Genomic DNA, 18,094 nt, shown 5'->3' on the forward strand with positions numbered 1-18,094 from the left:
TGGTCACAGTGTGGTGTCCCGCCAGACGATACGTCGTCCCGCTAAACGGGACACTAGCAGAACCCCGAGGTCCGCATGAGCAGCACGGCCGCGTCGGTCGACACCGACGGCAAGGGCGAGGCGCCGATCAAGCGCGTTGCGGCGGCGAGCCTGATCGGCTCCGTCGTCGAGTGGTACGACTTCTTCCTCTACGGCACCATCGCCGGTCTCGTCTTCGCGACGCAGTTCTTCCCGACGTCCGACCCGACGACGGGAGCGCTGCTCGCGTTCACGACGTTCGCGGCCGGGTTCGTGACCCGCCCGCTGGGTGGCGTGATCTTTGGCCACCTCGGCGACAAGCTCGGCCGCAAGCCGATGCTCGTCGTGACGATGATGATCATGGGCGGCGCGACGTTCTGCATGGGTCTGCTGCCGACGTACGAGACCATCGGCATCGCCGCCCCGATCCTGCTCGTGGCGCTCCGGATGCTGCAGGGCATCGGGCTCGGCGGCGAGTGGGGCGGCGCCGTCCTGCTCTGCGTCGAGCACGCACCCGACCACCAGCGCGGCTGGTTCAGCGCCTGGCCGCAGCTCGGCGTCCCGATCGGACTGCTGCTCTCGACGCTGTCGGTGCGCGGCCTCGGCTTCCTCGGCGACGAGGCGCTCGTGCAGTGGGCGTGGCGCATCCCGTTCCTCGCCAGCATCGTCCTGGTCGGCATCGGTCTGTTCATCCGCCTGCGCATCGACGAGCCGCCGGCGTTCAAGAAGGTCGTCCGCGAGGACGAGCGCGCCGGCATCCCGGCCTTCGAGGCGCTCGTGAAGCACCCGAAGGCCACCTTCCTCGGCATGGGCGCCCGGATGAGCGAGTCGGTGACGTTCAACATCTACAACGCCTTCCTCGTCGCGTACGTCGCCACGCTGGCGCTGGCCCCGAAGGTCATCCTCGACGCGCTCATCGTCGCCGCGGTGGTCGGCTTCGCCGTGATCCTCGGCGCCGGCGCGCTGTCCGACCGGATCGGTCGCCGTCCCGTCTTCGCGCTGGGCGCCGGCATCGCCCTGGTCACGGCGTTCCCGATCATGTGGCTGGTCGACACGAAGGACCCGCTGCTCATCACCGTGGCCGTCGTCGTCGGGTGGGCCTTCGCGGCGTGCACGATGTTCGGCGCCGAGGGGGCGTTCTTCGCGGAGCTCTTCCCGACCCGCGTCCGCTACAGCGGCATGTCGACCGTCTACCAGCTCGGCGTGCTGCCCTCCGGCGCCGTCGCGCCGGTCATCGGGACGTCGCTGCTGGCGGCGTACTCCGGGGCGTCCTGGCCGATCGCCGTCTACGTCATGGCGATGGCCGCGATCACGCTCGTCTCGCTCGCCTTCCTGCCCGAGACCCGGTGGCGTGACCTCGACACCGAGGAGATCACCGACACCCGCGTGAAGGAGGCCGTGCGATGACGCAGGCGACCCGTCCGGACATCGTCCTCGTCCTCGCGGACGACATGGGGTTCAGCGACATCGGCTGCTACGGCGGCGAGATCGACACCCCGAACCTCGACCGCATCGGTCGCGAGGGCGCGCGGTTCACGCAGTTCTACAACACCGCGCGCTGCTCGCCGTCCCGTGCGTCGCTGCTCACCGGCCTGCACCCGCACCAGGTCGGCGTCGGCATCCTCAACTTCGACGACTCGCCCGACGGTTATCCCGGGGACCTCGCGGACGAGAGCGTCACCGTCGCCGAGGCCCTGCGCGACGCGGGCTACGCGACGTACCTGTCGGGCAAGTGGCACGTGGCCTCCGACATGGAGACGCCCAACCACTCGTGGCCGACCCGCCGCGGCTTCGAGCGCTTCTACGGGACGCTCGAGGGCGCGGGGAGCTTCTACCAGCCGCGCACGCTGCACGAGCAGGAGACGAACGTCGAGGAGCAGGGGCTGGAGGACGACTTCTACTACACCGACGCGATCACGTCCGCGGCCGTCGGGTTCATCGACGACCACGCCGCCGAGCGCCCGGACGACCCGCTGTTCCTCTACCTCGCCCACACCGCGCCGCACTGGCCGCTGCAGGCCCCGGCGGACGACGTCGCGGCGTACGAGGGGCGGTTCGACGAGGGCTGGGACGTCCTCCGGGAGCGGCGCCTCGAGCGGCTCGTGAAGGAGGGCATCGTCGAGCCCGACCAGGAGCTGGCCGCCCGCGACCCGCGGGTGCCCGCGTGGGAGGACGCCTGGGAGGACCCCGACCACCGTCGGTGGGACGCCGCCCGCATGGCGACGTACGCCGCCCAGGTCTCGCGCATGGACGCCGGCGTCGGCGAGGTGCTCGACGCCCTCGAGCGCCACGGCCGCCTCGACAACGCGATCGTCGTCTTCCTCTCCGACAACGGCGGCTGCGCGGAGGAGCTCGACCACGACTTCGTCACCGCGTTCGTGCCGATCAAGCCGACCACGCGCGACGGCGAGGAGGTCGTCGCCGGCAACGTGCCCGGGCTGATGCCCGGCCCGGAGTCGACGTACCAGTCCTACGGGAGGGCGTGGGCGCACCTGTCGAACACGCCGTTCCGGGAGTACAAGCACTGGGTGCACGAGGGCGGCATCTCGACCCCGCTCCTGGTGCGGTGGCCCGCCGGGCTCGGCGGGGCCGGCGGGACGCTCGTGACCGAGCCCGCGCAGCTCGTGGACGTCCTGCCGACGTTCCTGGACGCCGCGGGGGCGCCGTACCCGACCGAGCGCGACGGCCACGTCGTCCCGCCGGCCGAGGGCGTCTCCCTGCTGCCGGCGCTGCGCGGCGGCACGGCGGGGGAGCGGGACCTGCTTTGGGAGCACGAGGGCAACTCCGCGATCCGTCGCGGCCGGTGGAAGCTCGTGCGCAAGCACGGGCAGGAGTGGGAGCTGTACGACGTCCCCGCCGACCGCGCGGAGGCCCACGACCTGGCCACCGAGCACCCGGACCTGGTCGCCGAGCTGTCCGCGGCGTACGAGGCCTGGGCCGAGCGGTGCGGCGTCATCCCGCACGAGCGGACCCTCGCGCTGTACGCGGAGCGCGGCAAGGGGCTGCCGCCGGAGTAGCCCCCTGGGCGCGGACGGTCCTCAGTCGGCAGGACGGCAGGGCCCCTCGCTCAGCCGCCGCAGGCCAGCGAGGTCGCCGGCGCCGAGGTCCAGTGCCCCCGAGGTCGGGTGCATGAGCTGCATCTCGTCGTCGACGTGGTCGAGGCCGAGGAGGTGCGCCACCTCGTGCATGTAGACGGCGACGCGCGAGACGGCGGTCCCGAAGCCCTCGACGAGGCGCGCGTCGAAGGAGAGGTCGAAGGTGATCTGCCCCGACACCCAGACCTCCTGACCCCGAGCGTTCACGACATACGTCGGCCGCGCAGCGCCGCCGCGGTCCGCCTGCCGACCCCACAGTGCGCCGTCGCCGTCCTCGCCCCACGTCACGAGGACCGGCTGGTCGGACCGCTCGCCGTACGTGCGGTAGGCGGGCCGGCTCACGGGACGGTCGAGCCGGAGGTCGAGGCCGGACGCCTCGGCGACGCGGTCGACCGCCGTCCTCAGGTCGCGCAGCGCACCCTCCGGCGCGTCGGTCGGGTTCCACACCATCTCCACCGGAGAGCACGGGTCCCACCGGGCCCCGGGTCGCAGCAGGGCGAAGAGCGCCTCGCCGCCCTGGAAGCCCCACCGACCGGGCGGCGAGTCGAGGAGGGCTCGTTGCTCGCGGTCGGACAGGGGATTGGACCGGGCCGGGGCGTACGACGGCTCCGAGGTCGCTGCCGTCGTGGCGTCTGGCCCGGCGGCCGGCTGCGCGGCCGGGCCGCCCGAGCAGCCCACGGAGGCGACGAGCACGAGTACGGCCGTGACGACCCCCCGAGTGCGCATGGGGCAGCCTACGGTTGCCCTAGCGATCGACCAGTGCGCCGATCGCGGTGTCGACCGCGACGGGTTCACGACCCAGCAGTCGGCCGAGCGTCGGGTCGACGACGTCGAAATCGCCGCGCCGGGCGGCGGCGTACATGCCGAGGGTGAAGTCGGCGGCGCCCGGCGGCATGCCGGCGGCGACGGCCTGCTCGCGCCACACGTCGTCCGGGACGACCACCCGGGTCACCGGGGTGCCGCTCAGCTCGCCCAGCCGGGCGGCGACGGCCTCGAGGTCGAGGGCGGCGCCGGCCGTGAGCGGCGGGGTGACGCCGTCCAGCGCCGGGTCGTCGTCGGTCAGGGCGGTCGCGGCGGCGGTGGCCAGGTCGGCGTGGGCGGTCCAGGAGACCGGACCGTCGGCGGGGGCCAGCAGCCTGCCGGTGCGCAGGGCGTCGCCCACGAACAGGCCGAGGGAGCCTGCGTAGAAGCCGTTGCGCAGCGCCGTGAACGGCACGCCGAGGCCGGCCAGGTGGGTCTCGGTGGCCGCGTGGACGCGCTGCGGGGCGAAGAGCGAGTCGGGCGAGGCAGCCTGGTGGCTGGTGTAGACGATCCGCTGCGCGCCCGCCGTCCGGGCGGCGTCGAGAGCCGCGGTGTTGGCCGCCAGCGCCGCCTCTCCGCGGATGGCGGCCGAGACGACGAGGACCCGGCTGGCGCCCTCGAACGCCCGCACGAGCGTGTCGGGGTCGGTGAAGTCGCCGGCTCGCACGCGGACGCCGAGCCGGGCCAGGTGCTCGGCCCGGTCGGGATCCCGCACGCTGACGCCGACCCGGTCCGCGGGCACGCGACGCAGGAGCTCCTGGACGACGAGCGAGCCGAGCCTGCCGGTCGCGCCGGTGGTGATGATCATTGCTACTCCTATGGACGGATCGTTGCTAACGGCACCAGTGAACCTGTCGTTATCGGCGATCGCAAGGAGGCGTTAGCATCGGAATCGTGAACGCGGCGACGGAGACCCCGGCCCGGCGGGCCGTGCTCGACGCGGCGGCGGACCTGCTGCGCGAGGTCGGCGCCGACGGCCTCACGACCCGCGCGATCGCCGACGCGGCCGGCGTCCAGGCGCCGACGCTGTACCGCCTGTTCGGCGACAAGGACGGCCTGGTCGACGCGCTCGCCGAGCACGTCATGGCGGCGTACGTCGCGGCCAAGACCGAGCGCGCGGCCGACGAGGAGGACGAGGACCCGGTGGTCGCGCTGCGGGACGCCTGGCGGGCGCACGTCGACTTCGGCCTGGCCAACCCGGCGCTCTACGCCCTGCTCGGGCGCCGTCAGGGCTCGGAGCGGTCCCCTGGCACGCTGACCGGGATCGAGGTGCTCCGCCGACGCGTGGGTCGGGTCGCCGCCGCCGGTCGGCTGCGGGTCGATGAGGAGCGGGCGGTCTGGATGGTCCACGCCGCCGGCCACGGGACGGTCCTCGCCCTGCTCGGCGTCCCTCCCGACGAGCGGGACCCCGGCCTGCCCGACGCCATGTACGACGCGCTCGCCGCGGCGCTGCTGCGGTCCGCGCCCGTCGTGGAGGACGCGACGCCGCAGGCAGTGGCCGTCACGATGGCCGCCGTCCTGCCCGACCTCGACGGGCTCAGCGCGGCCGAGCGGGCGCTGATGGCGGAGTGGCTGGGGCGCGTCACCCGGGTCCCCTGACCCCGACGGACACCCTGCGAGACCGGCGGGCAAAAGACTCCCCACCGTCGGAGCCCGGCGCTACTGTGCCTCCGGCCGCACCGGGGGGTGCGTGCCACCGGTGCGAAAGAGGACTGTGCATGGGACAGCTCAGGGCGGACGGTCGAGTGCTCCACGTCGACCTGCAGGGGGAGACGATCCGGGCCCGGACCGGCTCGATGGTCGCCTACGAGGGCAAGGTCGACTTCAAGAGCGCCGGCATGGGCGGCGGGGGCGGCTTCCGGGCCGCGCTCAAGCAGCGCGTGGCCGGTGAGGGCCTGTCGCTGATGGAGGTCAGCGGCGCCGGCCACGTGATGCTCGCCGAGGACGGCCAGTACGTGACGCGCGTCGAGCTGAACAACGAGACGCTCACCGTCGAGGCCGACTCCCTGCTCGCGCTGACCCAGGGCCTGCAGACCGACGTGAAGTTCATCGGCCTGCAGAACCTCAGCAACGGCCAGGGTGTCGCCACCACCGTCGTCAGCGGCAGCGGGGAGGTCGCGCTGCTCTCCGACGGGCCCATGATCGCGCTGGGTGTCCAGGGCGACGAGGTGTTCGTCGACCCGCAGGCCTACGTCGCCTCCCAGGGGAACCTGCAGATGAACCTCATCAGCGGCGTCAGCTGGCGGACCTTCGTCGGCGAGGGCAACGGGGAGGCGTTCACCCAGCGATTCACCGGCCAGGGCGTCGTGTTCCTCCAGCCGGCCGAGCGGGGTGCGTGAGATGGAGAAGATCAACAGCAAGGTCGTCTCGGTCGAGGTGAACCAGATGTCCCGGTGGGTCGCCCGTCGTGGGGCGATGCTGGGGTACGAGGGCCAGGTGTTCTTCCGCCCCCTCGCCGGGACGGCGGGCCCGCGCGGCGGCATGGCCGGAGTCATGACCGGCATGCTCAGCGGGGAGGCCAACCCGATGATGGCCGCCGAGGGCCAGGGCTCGGTGCTCTACGGATACCAGGGCCTGCACGTGGACGTCGTCCAGCTGACGCCGCAAGCGCCCCTGACGATCGAGGCCGACCGCCTCCTCGCCTACGACCACTCCATCCAGCTGTCGCTGATGCAGATCGGCAGCGGCGGGCTGCGCGGCCTCGCGCAGGGCGCGATGACCGGGCAGGGCCTCGTGACGTCACAGCTCAGCGGGCAGGGCGCCGTCGCGATCCTCTCCCACGGCGGGGCGATCCGGATGCCAGTCAACGGCGAGGTGTTCATCGACCCGCAGGCGTACGTCGCGCACCAGGGCAACGTCCAGGTGGAGCTGACCGGCAAGGTCGGTCTGCGGGACGCGGTCGGCCGGGGCAGCGGGGAGGCGTTCAAGCTGCGTCTCACCGGTCAGGGCGACGCCTACGTCCAGCCGTCCGAGCAGAAGTTCTGAGCAGGGGGAGACGACATGCTGCAGCTCGACACGACGTACACGGCGGCGACCCTGCCGGAGAACGACAACGTGAACCCGTACGCCTTCAGCGTCGCGCTGAACGGCTCCTGGTTCATCTCCAAGGGCGCGATGATCGCCTACTACGGTCGCATCGACTTCGAGGCCGTCGCCGCCTTCGCGTCCCGCGAGGCCTGGGTGGCCGCGCAGTTCTCGAGCCCCATCTACGTGCAGGACTGGGTCGTCGCGAACGGTCAGGGCAAGCTCCTGCTCGCCGACCGCGGGTACGACGTCAACAGCTACGACATCGACGCCGGCAACCTGACGATCAAGGCCACCAACCTGCTGGCCTTCGACGCCGGCCTCGAGCTGAAGCAGTCGATCGTGCCGGGTTTCGTGACGCTCATCGGGACGGGCAAGTTCCTCGCCAGCAGCAACGGCCCGGTGATCTTCAAGGAGCCGCCGTTCCGCGCCGACCCCGAGGCGCTCCTCGGCTGGGCGGACTGCCCCGCGCCGTCCCACCACCACGACGCGGCGTGGATGGCCGCGAACATGATGGCGGCCGCGCAGGGGATGTTCGGCCGGGTCTCCGGCGAGGAGCGTCAGTTCGACTTCACGGGCGCCGGGGTGATCCTGCTGCAGTCCAGCGAGACGACGCGGTCGGACCCCGCGACGCTGCGGCTGATCGAGTCGCAGGCCGCCGTCCTGCCGGTGCAGCAGAAGCAGACGCTGGCGCAGCGGCTCGCGGCCGAGGTGCAGCAGAGCCAGCAGCAGAACCGTTAGCGCGACGGGCGATGAGTTCCGCGCGCCGCCCGGGTCTGCCCCGCTCGTGACTGCCTACATCATCTACTTCAACCAGCAGTGGGTCCCCGACTACCCGGTCGAGGACTTCGACGACATCGCGCGGGACTCGCACGCCCTGGTCGACCGCATGCAGGAGGCGGGCATCGTCCGCTTCGCGGGCGGGCTCGAGGAGACGCCACCGCGCGCGCACGCCGACGCGACCAGCGGTGAGCTCGTGATCGCGGACGGGCCCTACTCGCGTCCTGACGAGTGGGTCGGTGGCTTCACGATCATCGAGGTCGACACCGAGCGCGAGGCGCGGTACTGGACGGGTGCCATCGCCGAGGCGTGCCGGTGGCCGCAGGAGCTCCGCGCCTTCACCGACGGGTGGACCAAGGGCTAGGCCCTGGTCAGTGCGACGGGCCGTACGGCAGCAGGGCCATCTCCCGGGCGTTCTTGATCGCCTTCACGACGCTGCGCTGCTGCTGCGGGGTCAGGCCGGTGACGCGGCGGGCGCGGATCTTGCCGCGGTCCGTGACGAACTTCTGCAGCAGCGTGACGTCCTTGTAGTCCACGTGCGCGACGTCGCGGGGCAGCATCGGGGGACGGCGCTTGACGCCGGGGCGTGCGGGGCGGGGCATGGGCCCACCGTAGTCGTACTGAGAACAGTTCTCAACTCGGAGGTTGGCTCCCGAAGACGCCCCAGCAGAGGTGGTCGCGGCGTCCCTGGTCCTCGAGGACGAGCTCCCGCACCTCGTCCGGCAGGAGCTCCCGCTGACGGTCGCGCTCGCGCCGCCCGGCGTCCGGGTCGTCGGGACGGGCGGCCCGGACGGCCTTGATCGCGTACGCCGCGGCGCCGAGGTCGTGCTCGGCGACGTGCGGCACGCAGGCGGCCTGACCCGCGGCGTACGCGGCGAACCGCCCGGCCCCCTCGAGCGGTCGCGCCGCCCCCATGGCGTGCCCACCGGCGGCCCGCGAGCGCATCATCGGCATCTCACCCCGGGTCCACGCCCGTACCGCCTCGACGGCCACCCGGGGCCGCGGGTCGTCCGGCTGCTCGCGTGCGAACAGCGGCAGGACCCGCTCGGCGCAGTCCGCGGCCCAGAGCGCCAGCAGGCGGTGGTGCTCGTCGGTCAGGCTGCCGCCGCGGCGGATCGTGACCAGGCGCGGGTCGCGGACGGGAGGCAGGATCACGTGCGGAGCCGCCCGTCGAGCCGGTGCACGAGGCGACTCGCGTCGGTGGTGGTGGCCTCGTCGACAGCCCGTCGCGGCCTGTCGTCGCCCCCTCGCGCGGCCTCGAACACCGGCAGCACCCACGTGGCACAGGCGGTGGCGAAGGAGGTCACGGCGCGCAGGTCGTCGAGGCTGAGCTCGATCTCCGGGGCGCGCACCGCCCCCACCCTAGGGCTGCGGAATGGTTCTCCACAGATTCCCGCGGAAAGCCTTCTCGGCCTACTCGTTGTCGGTGGTCGATCCTAGAATCGAACACATGAGCGAGTCGTTGGCAATCGAGGCGCTGGTGCGGGATGACCCCGTGGCCGCCGCGCGGGCGTTCGCCCGCGGTCTCGCCGACCTCGCTCCCGAGTCCTTCTGCGAGACCGACCTGGTCGACGTCCTCGGTGAGCTCGAGACCCTGAAGTGCGCGGCCGAATCGGCGCAGGCGGTCGCCACCCGCGGTGTGTACGCCGCGGCGGTCGCCCGTCAGCGGGCGGCGGGCTGGCGGTCCTCGCGGCTGGGTCAGGGGGTGGGTCACCAGGTCGCCCTGGCCCGTCGGGAGCCGCCCAGCCGCGGTTCGACGCACCTGGGTCTGGCGCGGGAGGTCGCGGCGCTGCCGCACCTGGCCGGGCTGTGGGCCGCCGGTCGCGTGTCGGAGCGGAAGGTGTCGCTCATCGTGGGGCGCATCGTGTGGCTCGACGCCGATGACCGTCGTGGGGTGGACGCCCAGCTCGCCGGCGACCCCGAGCGTGCGGAGCGGCTGTGCCAGATGAACGACTGGCAGGCCCGCGGCGCCGCCGAGGCCCTCGCCTGCGCCGCCGACCCCGCCGGCGCGGTACGCCGTCGTGCCGCCGCCGAGGCCGACCGCCACGTCACCTCACGGCCCGCACCGGACACCATGATGCGGCTCTCCGCGTTGCTGCCGGTCAAGGACGGCGTCGCCCTCATCGCCGCGCTACGCCTGGCCGCGGACCAGGCACGCGCCGCCGGCGACGACCGCACCCGCGGGCAGGTCATGGCCGACACCCTCGTCGGACGCGTCACCGGCCGCGACCCCCTCACCGACCCCGCGCCCGTGACCGTCGACGTCACCGTCCCCCTCGACGCGCTGCTGCCCGACGGCTCCCACGACGGGCAGGCGCCGCACGCGTTCGGGTGGGTCGACGGCTACGGCGAGGTCCCCGCCGACCTCACCCGGTCGCTGGTCGCGGATGCCGTCGAGACCCTGGGGGTGTTCCGGCGGGTCTTCACCGACCCCGCCACCGGACAGCTCGTCGCCATGGAATCCGCCGCACGCCGCTTCCCCGCGCTGCTCGCACTGCTGCTGCGGCGCCGCGACACCTACTGCCGCACCCCCTGGTGCGGCGCCCCCATCCGCCACACCGACCACGTCCTCCCGGCCGAGGAGGGCGGGCCCACCTCCGCCGACAACGGCCAAGGCCTGTGCGAGGCCTGCAACTACGCCAAACAAGCCCCCGGCTGGCGCTCCAAGACCCGCACCGACCCCGACGGCACCCACGTCGTCGAGACCACCACCCCCACCGGCCACACCCACGAGACCCGACCACCACCCGCACACCCACCCAGGTCACCCCGGGAGTAGACCCCCGGGTGGTCGGGCAGTGAGCGGGCCCCGGCGGGCGAACGCCCGTCGAGACCGGGCGCGCCCGCACCGGGAGCCGGGCGAGACTGGGGCGGTGAGCGACACCCGCGTCCTGCGCGAGGAGGACCCCGAGGCCGCCCGGTTGCTCGGGGAGGGGTGGACGGTCGTCGCGGAGTCCTGGGGTGCCCGGCTGCGCGACCCGGACCCGCAGCGGCTGCGGGCGCTGGTGGACGTCGCCACCCTCGCCGGGTACGACGTCCGCGAGCTCGAGCGCCACGAGCTCGGCGCCGTCGCGGGGCTGGAGGCGGTGACGGCCGGTGACTACCCCAGGACGCCGGCGACGGACGTCCCCGCGCGCACGCGCGCCGTCCTGGAGGCGATGGACGCGCGGTTCGTGGGGGCGTGGGCCGGCGACGTCCTCGCCGCGGTCACGGCGGTCGAGCCGGGGGAGGGACTGGTCGAGACGTCCTTCACGTCGGTGCACCCCGAGCACCGGCGGCGTGGGCTGGCGGCGGCGGTGAAGGCGGCGTCGGTGCTCGTGATGCTGCCCGGTGGTGCGCGGGTGTTCGGGACCGGGGGAGCGGCGGTCAACGCGGGCAGCCTGGCGATGAACGCGCGGGTCGGGTACCTCGTGGAGGAGCGGTGGCTCAGCCTGCGCGCGCCCGCGGCCCGGCCCGCCGACGACGCCGCCGGCGGGTCGACGGGTTTGGCGAAAGCCCCACGCCGGGGGCCCTCGGATTTCTAGAATCGGGTGGTCGCCCATGGGGAGGCGACCCTGCATCCTTCCCCCGTTCTCGAGGTCCTCATGTCGTTCCGTCCTGCTGTGCGCCCACGTCTGCTCGCCGGGGTCGGTTCCCTGGCCGCCCTGGCGCTGCTGGCGGTCCCGGTCGTGCCCGCTGTGGCCGCCGACGAGGTCGAGGCCACCGTCCCCGGCGCCGAGGGCGCCGTCGAGCCGACGGAGCCGACGGAGCTGACGGAGCCGGGTGAGCCGAGCGCACCCGTCGAGGGCCTCGAGGACACCGAGCCGAGCGCGCCGACCGCGCCCGGCGAGAGCACCGAGCCGACCGGGAGCGTCCAGCCCGCGGAGCCGGTGGCTCCCGTGCCGGCGGGCCCGTCCTGCGTCGGCGGTGGTCTCGGTGACGGCCCGGTCGGGGGCGCGAGCAACCCAGTCGACGGCACCCGATGGGTCGCCGAGCAGGTCGCGCCCGGACGGCTGGTCCTCCGCCGCGCCCTCGACGGGGGCACCACCGCGCCGCTGGCCACCCTGGAGCTGCCCGGGGCGCCCGGGGCCGCGGGCGGCCTCACCTTCGGGGCCGACGGGCGGCTGTACGTGGTCGCGGCGGCCGACGCCGGTGGCGAGGCGGTCCTCTTCCGCACCGCACTCCCGCTCCGACCCAGCACGCGTCCCCTCGAGGTCGCGGAGGTCAGCCGTGCGTCGACCGACGCCCCGGTGACCCGCATCGCCTTCACGCGTGACGGTCTCCTCCACCTCGTCTCCGACGGCTTCTCGACCGCGATCGACCCGGTCACCGGTGAGACGGTCGCGACCTACGGCGCCGCCGCCGGTCAGGCGCTCGCCTGCGGCCGGCCGAGCCAGCTCACCGTGCGCGTCGCGCTGCCGCGGGGCCGGGTGGCACCCACGGACCAGCTGGCCGTGACCCTCACCGGCGCTGCGTACGACGGCTCGCCTGTCGCGCCCCGCGGCGTCACCGCCGGCGACGACACCGGCCGCCAGGCGAAGCTGGGCGAGTACGTCCAGGTCCTCGCCCTGCCGGGCGCCACCTACGACGTCGTCCTCACCACCGCGGACGGCCTCGCCCCCACCGCGTACGACGTGGCCCTGGCCTGCGACGACGGTCCGACGCGCCTGGTCGACACACCCGGGACGAGCGGGACGGTGACCATGCCCGACCGCTCCTCGTCCCCCACCTGCACCTTCACCGCCGTGCCGGCCGAGGCGGAGCCCACGGAGCCCACGGAGCCGGACGGCGACCGGGGCGCCGGGCCGCGGGCGTCCGGCCCGGCGGTCCTCACCCTCGGCCGCGACGACGGGCTGCTCGGCGGTGGCGTGGGGACGGACCGCGAGAAGGGCCGGGAGAAGACGGAGGAGCCGGACGACTCCGGGGACGGCGCGCGGCGCGACGCCTCGGGCGCCGGCCTGGGCCGCGACCTCGGCGACCAGATGCGCCAGGACGGGGCCCTGGGCGGCGGCCTGGGCGACCTGGGCGGCGGCATGCCCGGCGCCACGGGCACCGGGACCGACACCGAGACGGGTGCCGACCGGACGAGCGGCGCCCGGGACCCGGGTCCGAACCTGCCGAACACCGGCGGTCCGCCGGCGGTGGTGCTCCCGGTGGCTCTCGGGGCGATCGCCCTGGGCAGCGTGCTCGTCGCCCGCCGCCGGCGCCCCACGGGTCACCACCGCGCCCGGGCCTGACGGGGACGCCGGCGCCCACGCGGGGACGGCTCAGAGGCCCCGGGTGGCCTCGCGGTGCGTGTCGCGGAGCGGCAGGTAGGACTGGGCGTTGCGGTGGACGCGCGTGAGCTCGTCCTCGGTGAGCTCGCGCCGCACCTTGCCCGGCACGCCGACGACGAGGCTCCGGGCGGGGACCTCCTGGCCCTCCCGGACGACGGCCCCGGCGCCCACCAGGCTCTGGGTCCCGACCACGCACCCGCTGAGCAGGCGGGAGCCCATCCCGATCAGCACGTCGTCGCCGACCGTGCAGCCGTGCACGAGCGCCTGGTGGCCGACCGACACCCGCGCGCCGATCTCGACGGCGTGGGTCGTGTCCGCGTGCACGACGGTGCCGTCCTGCAGGTTGCTGTCGGCGCCGAGCAGGATCGGGTTCACGTCGGCGCGCAGCACGCAGCCGTACCAGACGCTGGCACCCGCCTCCACGCGCACGTCGCCGACGAGGATCGCGCCGGGCGCGACCCAGGCGTCGGGGTGGACGACGGGACGGGTGTCGCCGAGAGGGATGAGGAGGGGTCCGGTCACCCGCGTCACCCTGCCACGACCGGGACGGCGGTCGTCCAGGAATACACCTTGAGTCGAGTGCGCTAAAGTTTCTGTAGTCGACCACCGGGCCGAGACGACGCGAGGAGGCGGGCTTGAGCCAGTTCAGTGCGGAGAAGTTCACGACCAAGGGCCGTGAGGCGATCGAGGGCGCCCAGATCCTCGCCACCACCGAGGGCCACACCGCCGTCGAGCCGGTGCACCTGCTCGTCGCCCTGCTGCGCGACGCCGAGGGCAGCACCCAGAGCCTCGTGACCCGCTCGGGGGTCGACCCGCAGGCGCTGCTCGGCGCCGCGAAGGCCGAGACCGACCGGCTCCCCAGCGCGAGCGGCAGCACGGTGCAGCGCCCCGGTCCCAGCGCGGCGTTCACCCGCGTGCTCGCGAAGGCGATCGACCTCGCCGGGTCGATGAAGGACGAGTACGTCGCGACCGAGCACCTCCTCGTCTCCCTGGCCGCCGTCGAGAGCGCCGCCCAGCGGGTGCTCACCGCCGCCGGGCTGGACCAGAAAGGCCTGTCCGAGCAGCTCGTCGCCCTGCGCGGCAACCGCCGCGTGACGAGCCCGGACGCCGAGTCGACGTACGAGGCGCTCGAGAAGTACTCCGTCGACCTCACCGCGTCCGCCGCCGAGGGCAAGCTCGACCCGGTGATCGGGCGCGACGCCGAGATCCGCCGCGTCATCCAGGTCCTCTCGCGCCGCACGAAGAACAACCCCGTCCTGATCGGCGAGCCCGGCGTCGGCAAGACCGCCGTCGTCGAGGGCCTCGCCCAGCGCGTCGTCGACGGCGACGTCCCCGACTCGCTGAAGGGCCGGCGCGTGCTGAGCCTCGACCTCGCGGCGATGGTCGCGGGTGCGAAGTACCGCGGCGAGTTCGAGGAGCGCCTCAAGGCCGTCCTCGAGGAGATCAAGGACGCCGGCGGGCAGGTCATCACCTTCATCGACGAGCTCCACACCGTCGTCGGAGCGGGCGCCGGCGGCGACTCCGCGATGGACGCCGGCAACATGCTCAAGCCGATGCTCGCCCGCGGCGAGCTGCACATGGTCGGCGCGACCACGCTCGACGAGTACCGCGAGCGCATCGAGTCCGACCCGGCGCTGGAGCGCCGCTTCCAGCAGGTGTACGTCGGTGAGCCCACCGTCGAGGACACCGTGCAGATCCTCCGCGGCATCCAGGAGAAGTACGAGGCCCACCACGGCGTCCGCATCACCGACGCCGCCCTGGTCGCGGCCGCGCAGCTCTCCGACCGCTACATCACCGGCCGCCAGCTGCCCGACAAGGCGATCGACCTCATCGACGAGGCCGCCAGCCGGCTGCGCATGGAGCACGAGTCCTCCCCGGAGGAGATCGACGTCCTGCGCCGGCAGGTCGACCGGCTGACGATGGAGCAGTTCGCCCTCGAGAAGGAGTCGGACGACGCCTCCGTCGAGCGGCTCGCCGCGCTGCGCGCCGACCTCGCCGACAAGCAGGAGGAGCTGCGCGCCCTGGAGGCCCGCTGGGAGCGTGAGCGCCAGACCCTCGAGGGGGAGGGCGAGCTCCGCAAGCAGCTCGACCAGCTGCGCATCGACGCCGACCGGCTGCAGCGCGAGGGCGACCTCGGCCGCGCGAGCGAGATCCTCTACGGGCAGATCCCCGTGCTGGAGAAGCAGATCGCCGAGGCGGCCGCGCAGGCCGAGCAGGCCCAGCACGAGGGGGACCTCGAGCCGCTCGTCGGCGAGGAGGTCGGCGCCGAGCAGGTCGCGGACGTCGTCGAGGCGTGGACCGGCATCCCCACCGGCCGTCTGCTCGAGGGCGAGACCGCGAAGCTGCTGCGGATGGAGGACGTCCTCGGCGAGCGCCTCATCGGCCAGCGCCAGGCCCTCACCGCGGTCAGCGACGCCGTTCGTCGCTCCCGCGCGGGCATCGCCGACCCCGACCGCCCGACGGGCTCGTTCCTCTTCCTCGGTCCCACCGGCACCGGCAAGACGGAGCTGGCGAAGGCGCTGGCGGACTTCCTGTTCGACGACGAGCGCGCGATCGTCCGCGTCGACATGAGCGAGTACTCCGAGAAGCACTCGGTGGCCCGTCTCGTCGGCGCCCCGCCCGGCTACGTCGGCTACGACGAGGGCGGCCAGCTCACCGAGGCCGTCCGGCGCCGCCCGTACGGCGTGGTCCTGCTCGACGAGGTCGAGAAGGCCCACCCGGAGGTCTTCGACATCCTCCTGCAGGTGCTGGACGACGGTCGCCTGACCGACGGCCAGGGCCGCACGGTCGACTTCCGCAACACGCTGCTGATCCTCACGAGCAACCTGGGCTCGCACCACCTGGTCGACCCCACGCTGTCGCCCGAGGCGCGCCGCGAGGCGGTCATGGGCGTGGTCCGGGCGTCGTTCAAGCCGGAGTTCCTCAACCGGCTCGACGAGATCGTCACCTTCGACGCCCTCACGCCCACGGACCTCACCCGCATCGTCGACCTGCAGCTCGGCCTGCTCGAGCGGCGCCTCGCCGTCCGGCGGATCTCGATCGAGGTCTCGGACGCGGCGAAGCGGTGGCTCGCGGACGTCGGCTACGACCCGGCGTACGGCGCCCGCCCGCTGCGGCGCCTGGTGCAGTCGGCGATCGGCGACCCGCTGGCCCGGCTGCTCATCGGCGGGGAGGTCACCGACGGGGGCACCGTGACGGTGGACGTCGCCGACTCCGACGACGGCGGCCTGGCGGTGCGGCCCGGCTAATCGCCGGCCCTCGCCACCGGGGCGCTCCTCCACCCTCATGGGAGGATCACAGGGTGCCTCAGACCACCGACGCCCGGCCCCAGCAGGCGACCCTCGGCGGCTGGATGATCGTCTCCGGCTCCGTGCTGCTGGTCGCGTCGTTGTTCACGACGATGGCCGAGCTGCGGTCCCTGGACACCCGCCGCTCCGTGGAGGAGACCCTCGCCGAGCCGCCGCTGGACACCTCCGGCATCTCGGTGGAGGGCTTCCTGCAGCTGCTGCACGCCAGCGCGCTCGTGGCCGGCGGGTGCGCGGCCGCGATGGCGGTGCTCGGCGTCTACGCCCTGCGCCGCCACCGCCCGGCCCGCGTCCTGCTCAGCGTCCTGGCCGTCCCGCTGTTCCTGGCCGGGATCGTGGCCGGCGGCCTGCTGTCGTCGGTCGTCGCCGTCTCCGTCGCGCTGCTCTGGGTCAAGCCCAGCCGCGACTGGTTCGACGGCACCCCGCGCGCGGTGCCCGAGGCGCCCGCCCGGCCGACGCCCGGGGACCCCGCCGCGCGCCCGGACCCGTCGCACGACGGCACCGGCGGACCCACCGGGACCGACGGGCCCGCCGACGGCCCGTCGGCCCCCGACGCCCCGTGGTCACGACCCGTCGCCGACGGCGAGGCCACCGGCGCCCGGCCGTACGCCGGGTTCGGGACGCCCCAGTCCGGCCAGCCGGGTCAGGCCACCGACACCCTCCCGCGTCCCTGGGGCGGCACCGGCCCGGCGGCCCCGGCCCGCGGCGACGCCCGCACGCGGCCGCCCGCGGTGCTCGTCGCCTGCCTGGTCACCTGGCTGGTGTCGGGCCTCGTGGCGCTGCTGATGGTCGCCGGCGCGGTCGACGTGCTCCTCAACGCCGACCCGCTGCTCGACGAGGTCCGCCGCCAGCAGCCCGAGGCGTTCGAGCAGAGCGGTCTGACGCGCGGCGCGCTCGTGGCGACGATCGCGGTCATGTGCGGCCTCGTCGCCGTCTGGGCGATCGGCGCGATCGTCGCCGCCGTCCTCGCCTTCCGGGGCTCGCCCGCCGGGCGGACGGCCCTGGTCGTCTCCGCCGCGGTGTCGGGAGCGCTGGCGGTGCTGGCGGGCCTGCTGCAGCCGGTGCTGTGGGCGCTGTCCCTCGCCGCCCTCCTCACGGTGCTGTGCCTGCTGCGCCCGGAGGTCCGGGCCTGGTACGCCGGTCGCGGTGGGACGGGTCGATGAGCGACGAGGAGCCCACCCGGGCGGGCTGGTCGAGCCCCAGCGGCGGCCAGCAGCCGCCGGCCCCGCCGCAGCAGCCGCCGTACGGCCAGCAGCCCGCGTACGGGCAGCCGCCGTACGGCCAGCAGCCCGCCTACGCCCAGCAGCCGGCGTACGCCTACGGGCCGACCTCGGCCGCGGACGTGCGGCGACCCCTGACGGTGTCGGTCGCCGGATGGCTGGGGATCGTGTCCTCCGGCGGCTGGATGCTGCTCGGCGTCATGGTGACGTCGTTCGCCCTCGCCGGCTACGACGACTTCGTCGACGGCCTGGACTCCGACACCGGCGGCGCGGTCGTCGTGGGGGCGTTCGTCCTCATGGTCACGCTCGGCGCGGTCGGCGTGCTCGGCGGCGTCCTCACGCTGCGCCGCAGCGTCGCGGGTCGCGTCCTGCTGACCGTCATGTCCAGCCTGGCCGCGGTGTTCTGGCTCTTCACGATCACCGCGATCGTGACCGTCGTGCCGCTCGTGGCGTCCGTCGCGACGGTCGTGCTGCTGTACGTCGGGGGCGCGAACGACTGGTTCGCCCGCCGCCTCCCGGCGAACGCCGGCACGGCGCCGGGACCGTACGGCGGACCGCCGTACGGCGGCCCGCCCCAGCGCTGGTGACGACACCCG

Annotated in this window: 19 protein-coding genes; 13 read left to right on the forward strand and 6 right to left on the reverse strand. The window is 74.1% G+C overall.

All coding sequences use genetic code 11. The features are described 5' to 3' along the window. The first annotated feature begins 75 nt into the window (after positions 1-75). Complete coding sequence (locus MJ876_RS00825; protein WP_240234151.1) at positions 76-1,425, forward strand: MFS transporter; 1,350 nt, start codon at positions 76-78, stop codon at positions 1,423-1,425. Beyond that, entirely contained in the window at positions 1,422-3,035 is a 1,614-nt protein-coding gene (locus MJ876_RS00830) for an arylsulfatase (RefSeq protein ID WP_240234152.1), read from the forward strand. The genes MJ876_RS00825 and MJ876_RS00830 overlap by 4 nt, the downstream gene beginning before the upstream one ends. Positions 3,036-3,056: 21 nt before the next feature. On the opposite strand, the gene MJ876_RS00835 is transcribed toward MJ876_RS00830, so the two are convergent. Together MJ876_RS00835 and MJ876_RS00840 are read right to left on the reverse strand one after the other, a co-directional pair. Further along, positions 3,057-3,839, reverse strand: a complete 783-nt coding sequence (locus MJ876_RS00835; RefSeq protein ID WP_240234153.1) for a matrixin family metalloprotease — start codon at positions 3,837-3,839, stop codon at positions 3,057-3,059. Positions 3,840-3,858: 19 nt separating this feature from the next. Continuing rightward, the gene (locus tag MJ876_RS00840) at positions 3,859-4,722 is read right to left on the reverse strand and encodes an NAD(P)H-binding protein (protein ID WP_240234154.1); all 864 of its coding nucleotides are present in this window, start codon (positions 4,720-4,722) and stop codon (positions 3,859-3,861) included. Between the two features lie 86 nt (positions 4,723-4,808). Here MJ876_RS00840 and MJ876_RS00845 point away from each other — a divergent pair, with 86 nt between their 5' ends. The 5 genes from MJ876_RS00845 to MJ876_RS00865 all read left to right on the forward strand — a co-directional run bounded on the left by MJ876_RS00845 (position 4,809) and on the right by MJ876_RS00865 (position 8,082). Continuing rightward, entirely contained in the window at positions 4,809-5,513 is a 705-nt protein-coding gene (locus MJ876_RS00845; protein WP_240234155.1) for a TetR/AcrR family transcriptional regulator, read from the forward strand. A gap of 119 nt (positions 5,514-5,632) precedes the next feature. Then, positions 5,633-6,253 (forward strand): AIM24 family protein, encoded by a 621-nt coding sequence (locus MJ876_RS00850; RefSeq protein ID WP_240234156.1) that lies wholly within the window; start codon positions 5,633-5,635, stop codon positions 6,251-6,253. Position 6,254: 1 nt separating this feature from the next. Then, complete coding sequence (locus tag MJ876_RS00855; protein WP_240234157.1) at positions 6,255-6,899, forward strand: AIM24 family protein; 645 nt, start codon at positions 6,255-6,257, stop codon at positions 6,897-6,899. 15 nt (positions 6,900-6,914) lie between these two features. After that, positions 6,915-7,679, forward strand: coding sequence for an AIM24 family protein (locus tag MJ876_RS00860; RefSeq protein WP_240234158.1), 765 nt, complete (start codon positions 6,915-6,917; stop codon positions 7,677-7,679). 46 nt (positions 7,680-7,725) lie between these two features. After that, a complete protein-coding gene (locus MJ876_RS00865; protein WP_240234159.1) occupies positions 7,726-8,082 on the forward strand; it encodes a YciI family protein in 357 nt (118 codons plus the stop codon). Positions 8,083-8,089: 7 nt separating this feature from the next. On the opposite strand, the gene rpsR is transcribed toward MJ876_RS00865, so the two are convergent. The 3 genes from rpsR to MJ876_RS00880 all read right to left on the reverse strand — a co-directional run bounded on the left by rpsR (position 8,090) and on the right by MJ876_RS00880 (position 9,070). Continuing rightward, the gene (rpsR, locus tag MJ876_RS00870) at positions 8,090-8,278 is read right to left on the reverse strand and encodes a 30S ribosomal protein S18 (protein WP_240234326.1); all 189 of its coding nucleotides are present in this window, start codon (positions 8,276-8,278) and stop codon (positions 8,090-8,092) included. Between the two features lie 73 nt (positions 8,279-8,351). Then, on the reverse strand, positions 8,352-8,873 hold the full coding sequence (locus MJ876_RS00875; RefSeq protein WP_240234160.1) for a putative immunity protein: 522 nt from the start codon (positions 8,871-8,873) through the stop codon (positions 8,352-8,354). Further along, on the reverse strand, positions 8,870-9,070 hold the full coding sequence (locus MJ876_RS00880; protein WP_240234161.1) for a hypothetical protein: 201 nt from the start codon (positions 9,068-9,070) through the stop codon (positions 8,870-8,872). The genes MJ876_RS00875 and MJ876_RS00880 overlap by 4 nt, the downstream gene beginning before the upstream one ends. Before the next feature lie 98 nt (positions 9,071-9,168). Between MJ876_RS00880 and MJ876_RS00885 the strand changes: the two genes are divergently transcribed. The 3 genes from MJ876_RS00885 to MJ876_RS00895 all read left to right on the forward strand — a co-directional run bounded on the left by MJ876_RS00885 (position 9,169) and on the right by MJ876_RS00895 (position 12,934). After that, entirely contained in the window at positions 9,169-10,497 is a 1,329-nt protein-coding gene (locus MJ876_RS00885; RefSeq protein WP_240234162.1) for a DUF222 domain-containing protein, read from the forward strand. A 94-nt stretch (positions 10,498-10,591) separates the two neighbouring features. Beyond that, the gene (locus MJ876_RS00890; protein WP_240234163.1) at positions 10,592-11,242 is read left to right on the forward strand and encodes a hypothetical protein; all 651 of its coding nucleotides are present in this window, start codon (positions 10,592-10,594) and stop codon (positions 11,240-11,242) included. 78 nt (positions 11,243-11,320) lie between these two features. Next, complete coding sequence (locus MJ876_RS00895) at positions 11,321-12,934, forward strand: hypothetical protein (protein ID WP_240234164.1); 1,614 nt, start codon at positions 11,321-11,323, stop codon at positions 12,932-12,934. 30 nt (positions 12,935-12,964) lie between these two features. On the opposite strand, the gene MJ876_RS00900 is transcribed toward MJ876_RS00895, so the two are convergent. Then, positions 12,965-13,495 carry a gamma carbonic anhydrase family protein gene (locus MJ876_RS00900; protein WP_240234165.1) on the reverse strand — a complete coding sequence of 177 codons (531 nt, stop codon included), beginning with the start codon at positions 13,493-13,495 and terminating at the stop codon, positions 12,965-12,967. Between the two features lie 113 nt (positions 13,496-13,608). On the opposite strand from MJ876_RS00900, the gene clpB reads away from it, so the two are divergent. The 3 genes from clpB to MJ876_RS00915 are packed head-to-tail and all read left to right on the forward strand — an operon-like array spanning position 13,609 to position 18,085. Then, positions 13,609-16,221: an ATP-dependent chaperone ClpB gene (gene clpB / locus MJ876_RS00905; RefSeq protein WP_240234166.1), complete on the forward strand. Its 2,613-nt coding sequence runs from the start codon at positions 13,609-13,611 to the stop codon at positions 16,219-16,221. 53 nt (positions 16,222-16,274) lie between these two features. Continuing rightward, complete coding sequence (locus tag MJ876_RS00910; protein ID WP_240234167.1) at positions 16,275-17,441, forward strand: hypothetical protein; 1,167 nt, start codon at positions 16,275-16,277, stop codon at positions 17,439-17,441. Continuing rightward, complete coding sequence (locus MJ876_RS00915; RefSeq protein ID WP_240234168.1) at positions 17,438-18,085, forward strand: hypothetical protein; 648 nt, start codon at positions 17,438-17,440, stop codon at positions 18,083-18,085. The genes MJ876_RS00910 and MJ876_RS00915 overlap by 4 nt, the downstream gene beginning before the upstream one ends. Positions 18,086-18,094 lie beyond the last annotated feature (9 nt).

Source organism: Nocardioides sp. CFH 31398, assembly GCF_022436705.1.
GTDB lineage: Bacteria > Actinomycetota > Actinomycetes > Propionibacteriales > Nocardioidaceae > Nocardioides.

What these genes read in the sequence shown, in the direction of transcription:
- MJ876_RS00825 (WP_240234151.1), top strand. Translation starts at nt 76, where the DNA reads ATGAGCAGCACGGCCGCGTCGGTCGACACCGACGGCAAGGGCGAGGCG.
- MJ876_RS00830 (WP_240234152.1), top strand. Translation starts at nt 1,422, where the DNA reads ATGACGCAGGCGACCCGTCCGGACATCGTCCTCGTCCTCGCGGACGAC.
- MJ876_RS00835 (WP_240234153.1), bottom strand. Translation starts at nt 3,839, where the DNA reads ATGCGCACTCGGGGGGTCGTCACGGCCGTACTCGTGCTCGTCGCCTCC.
- MJ876_RS00840 (WP_240234154.1), bottom strand. Translation starts at nt 4,722, where the DNA reads ATGATCATCACCACCGGCGCGACCGGCAGGCTCGGCTCGCTCGTCGTC.
- MJ876_RS00850 (WP_240234156.1), top strand. Translation starts at nt 5,633, where the DNA reads ATGGGACAGCTCAGGGCGGACGGTCGAGTGCTCCACGTCGACCTGCAG.
- MJ876_RS00855 (WP_240234157.1), top strand. Translation starts at nt 6,255, where the DNA reads ATGGAGAAGATCAACAGCAAGGTCGTCTCGGTCGAGGTGAACCAGATG.
- MJ876_RS00860 (WP_240234158.1), top strand. Translation starts at nt 6,915, where the DNA reads ATGCTGCAGCTCGACACGACGTACACGGCGGCGACCCTGCCGGAGAAC.
- rpsR (WP_240234326.1), bottom strand. Translation starts at nt 8,278, where the DNA reads ATGCTGCCCCGCGACGTCGCGCACGTGGACTACAAGGACGTCACGCTG.
- MJ876_RS00885 (WP_240234162.1), top strand. Translation starts at nt 9,169, where the DNA reads ATGAGCGAGTCGTTGGCAATCGAGGCGCTGGTGCGGGATGACCCCGTG.
- MJ876_RS00915 (WP_240234168.1), top strand. Translation starts at nt 17,438, where the DNA reads ATGAGCGACGAGGAGCCCACCCGGGCGGGCTGGTCGAGCCCCAGCGGC.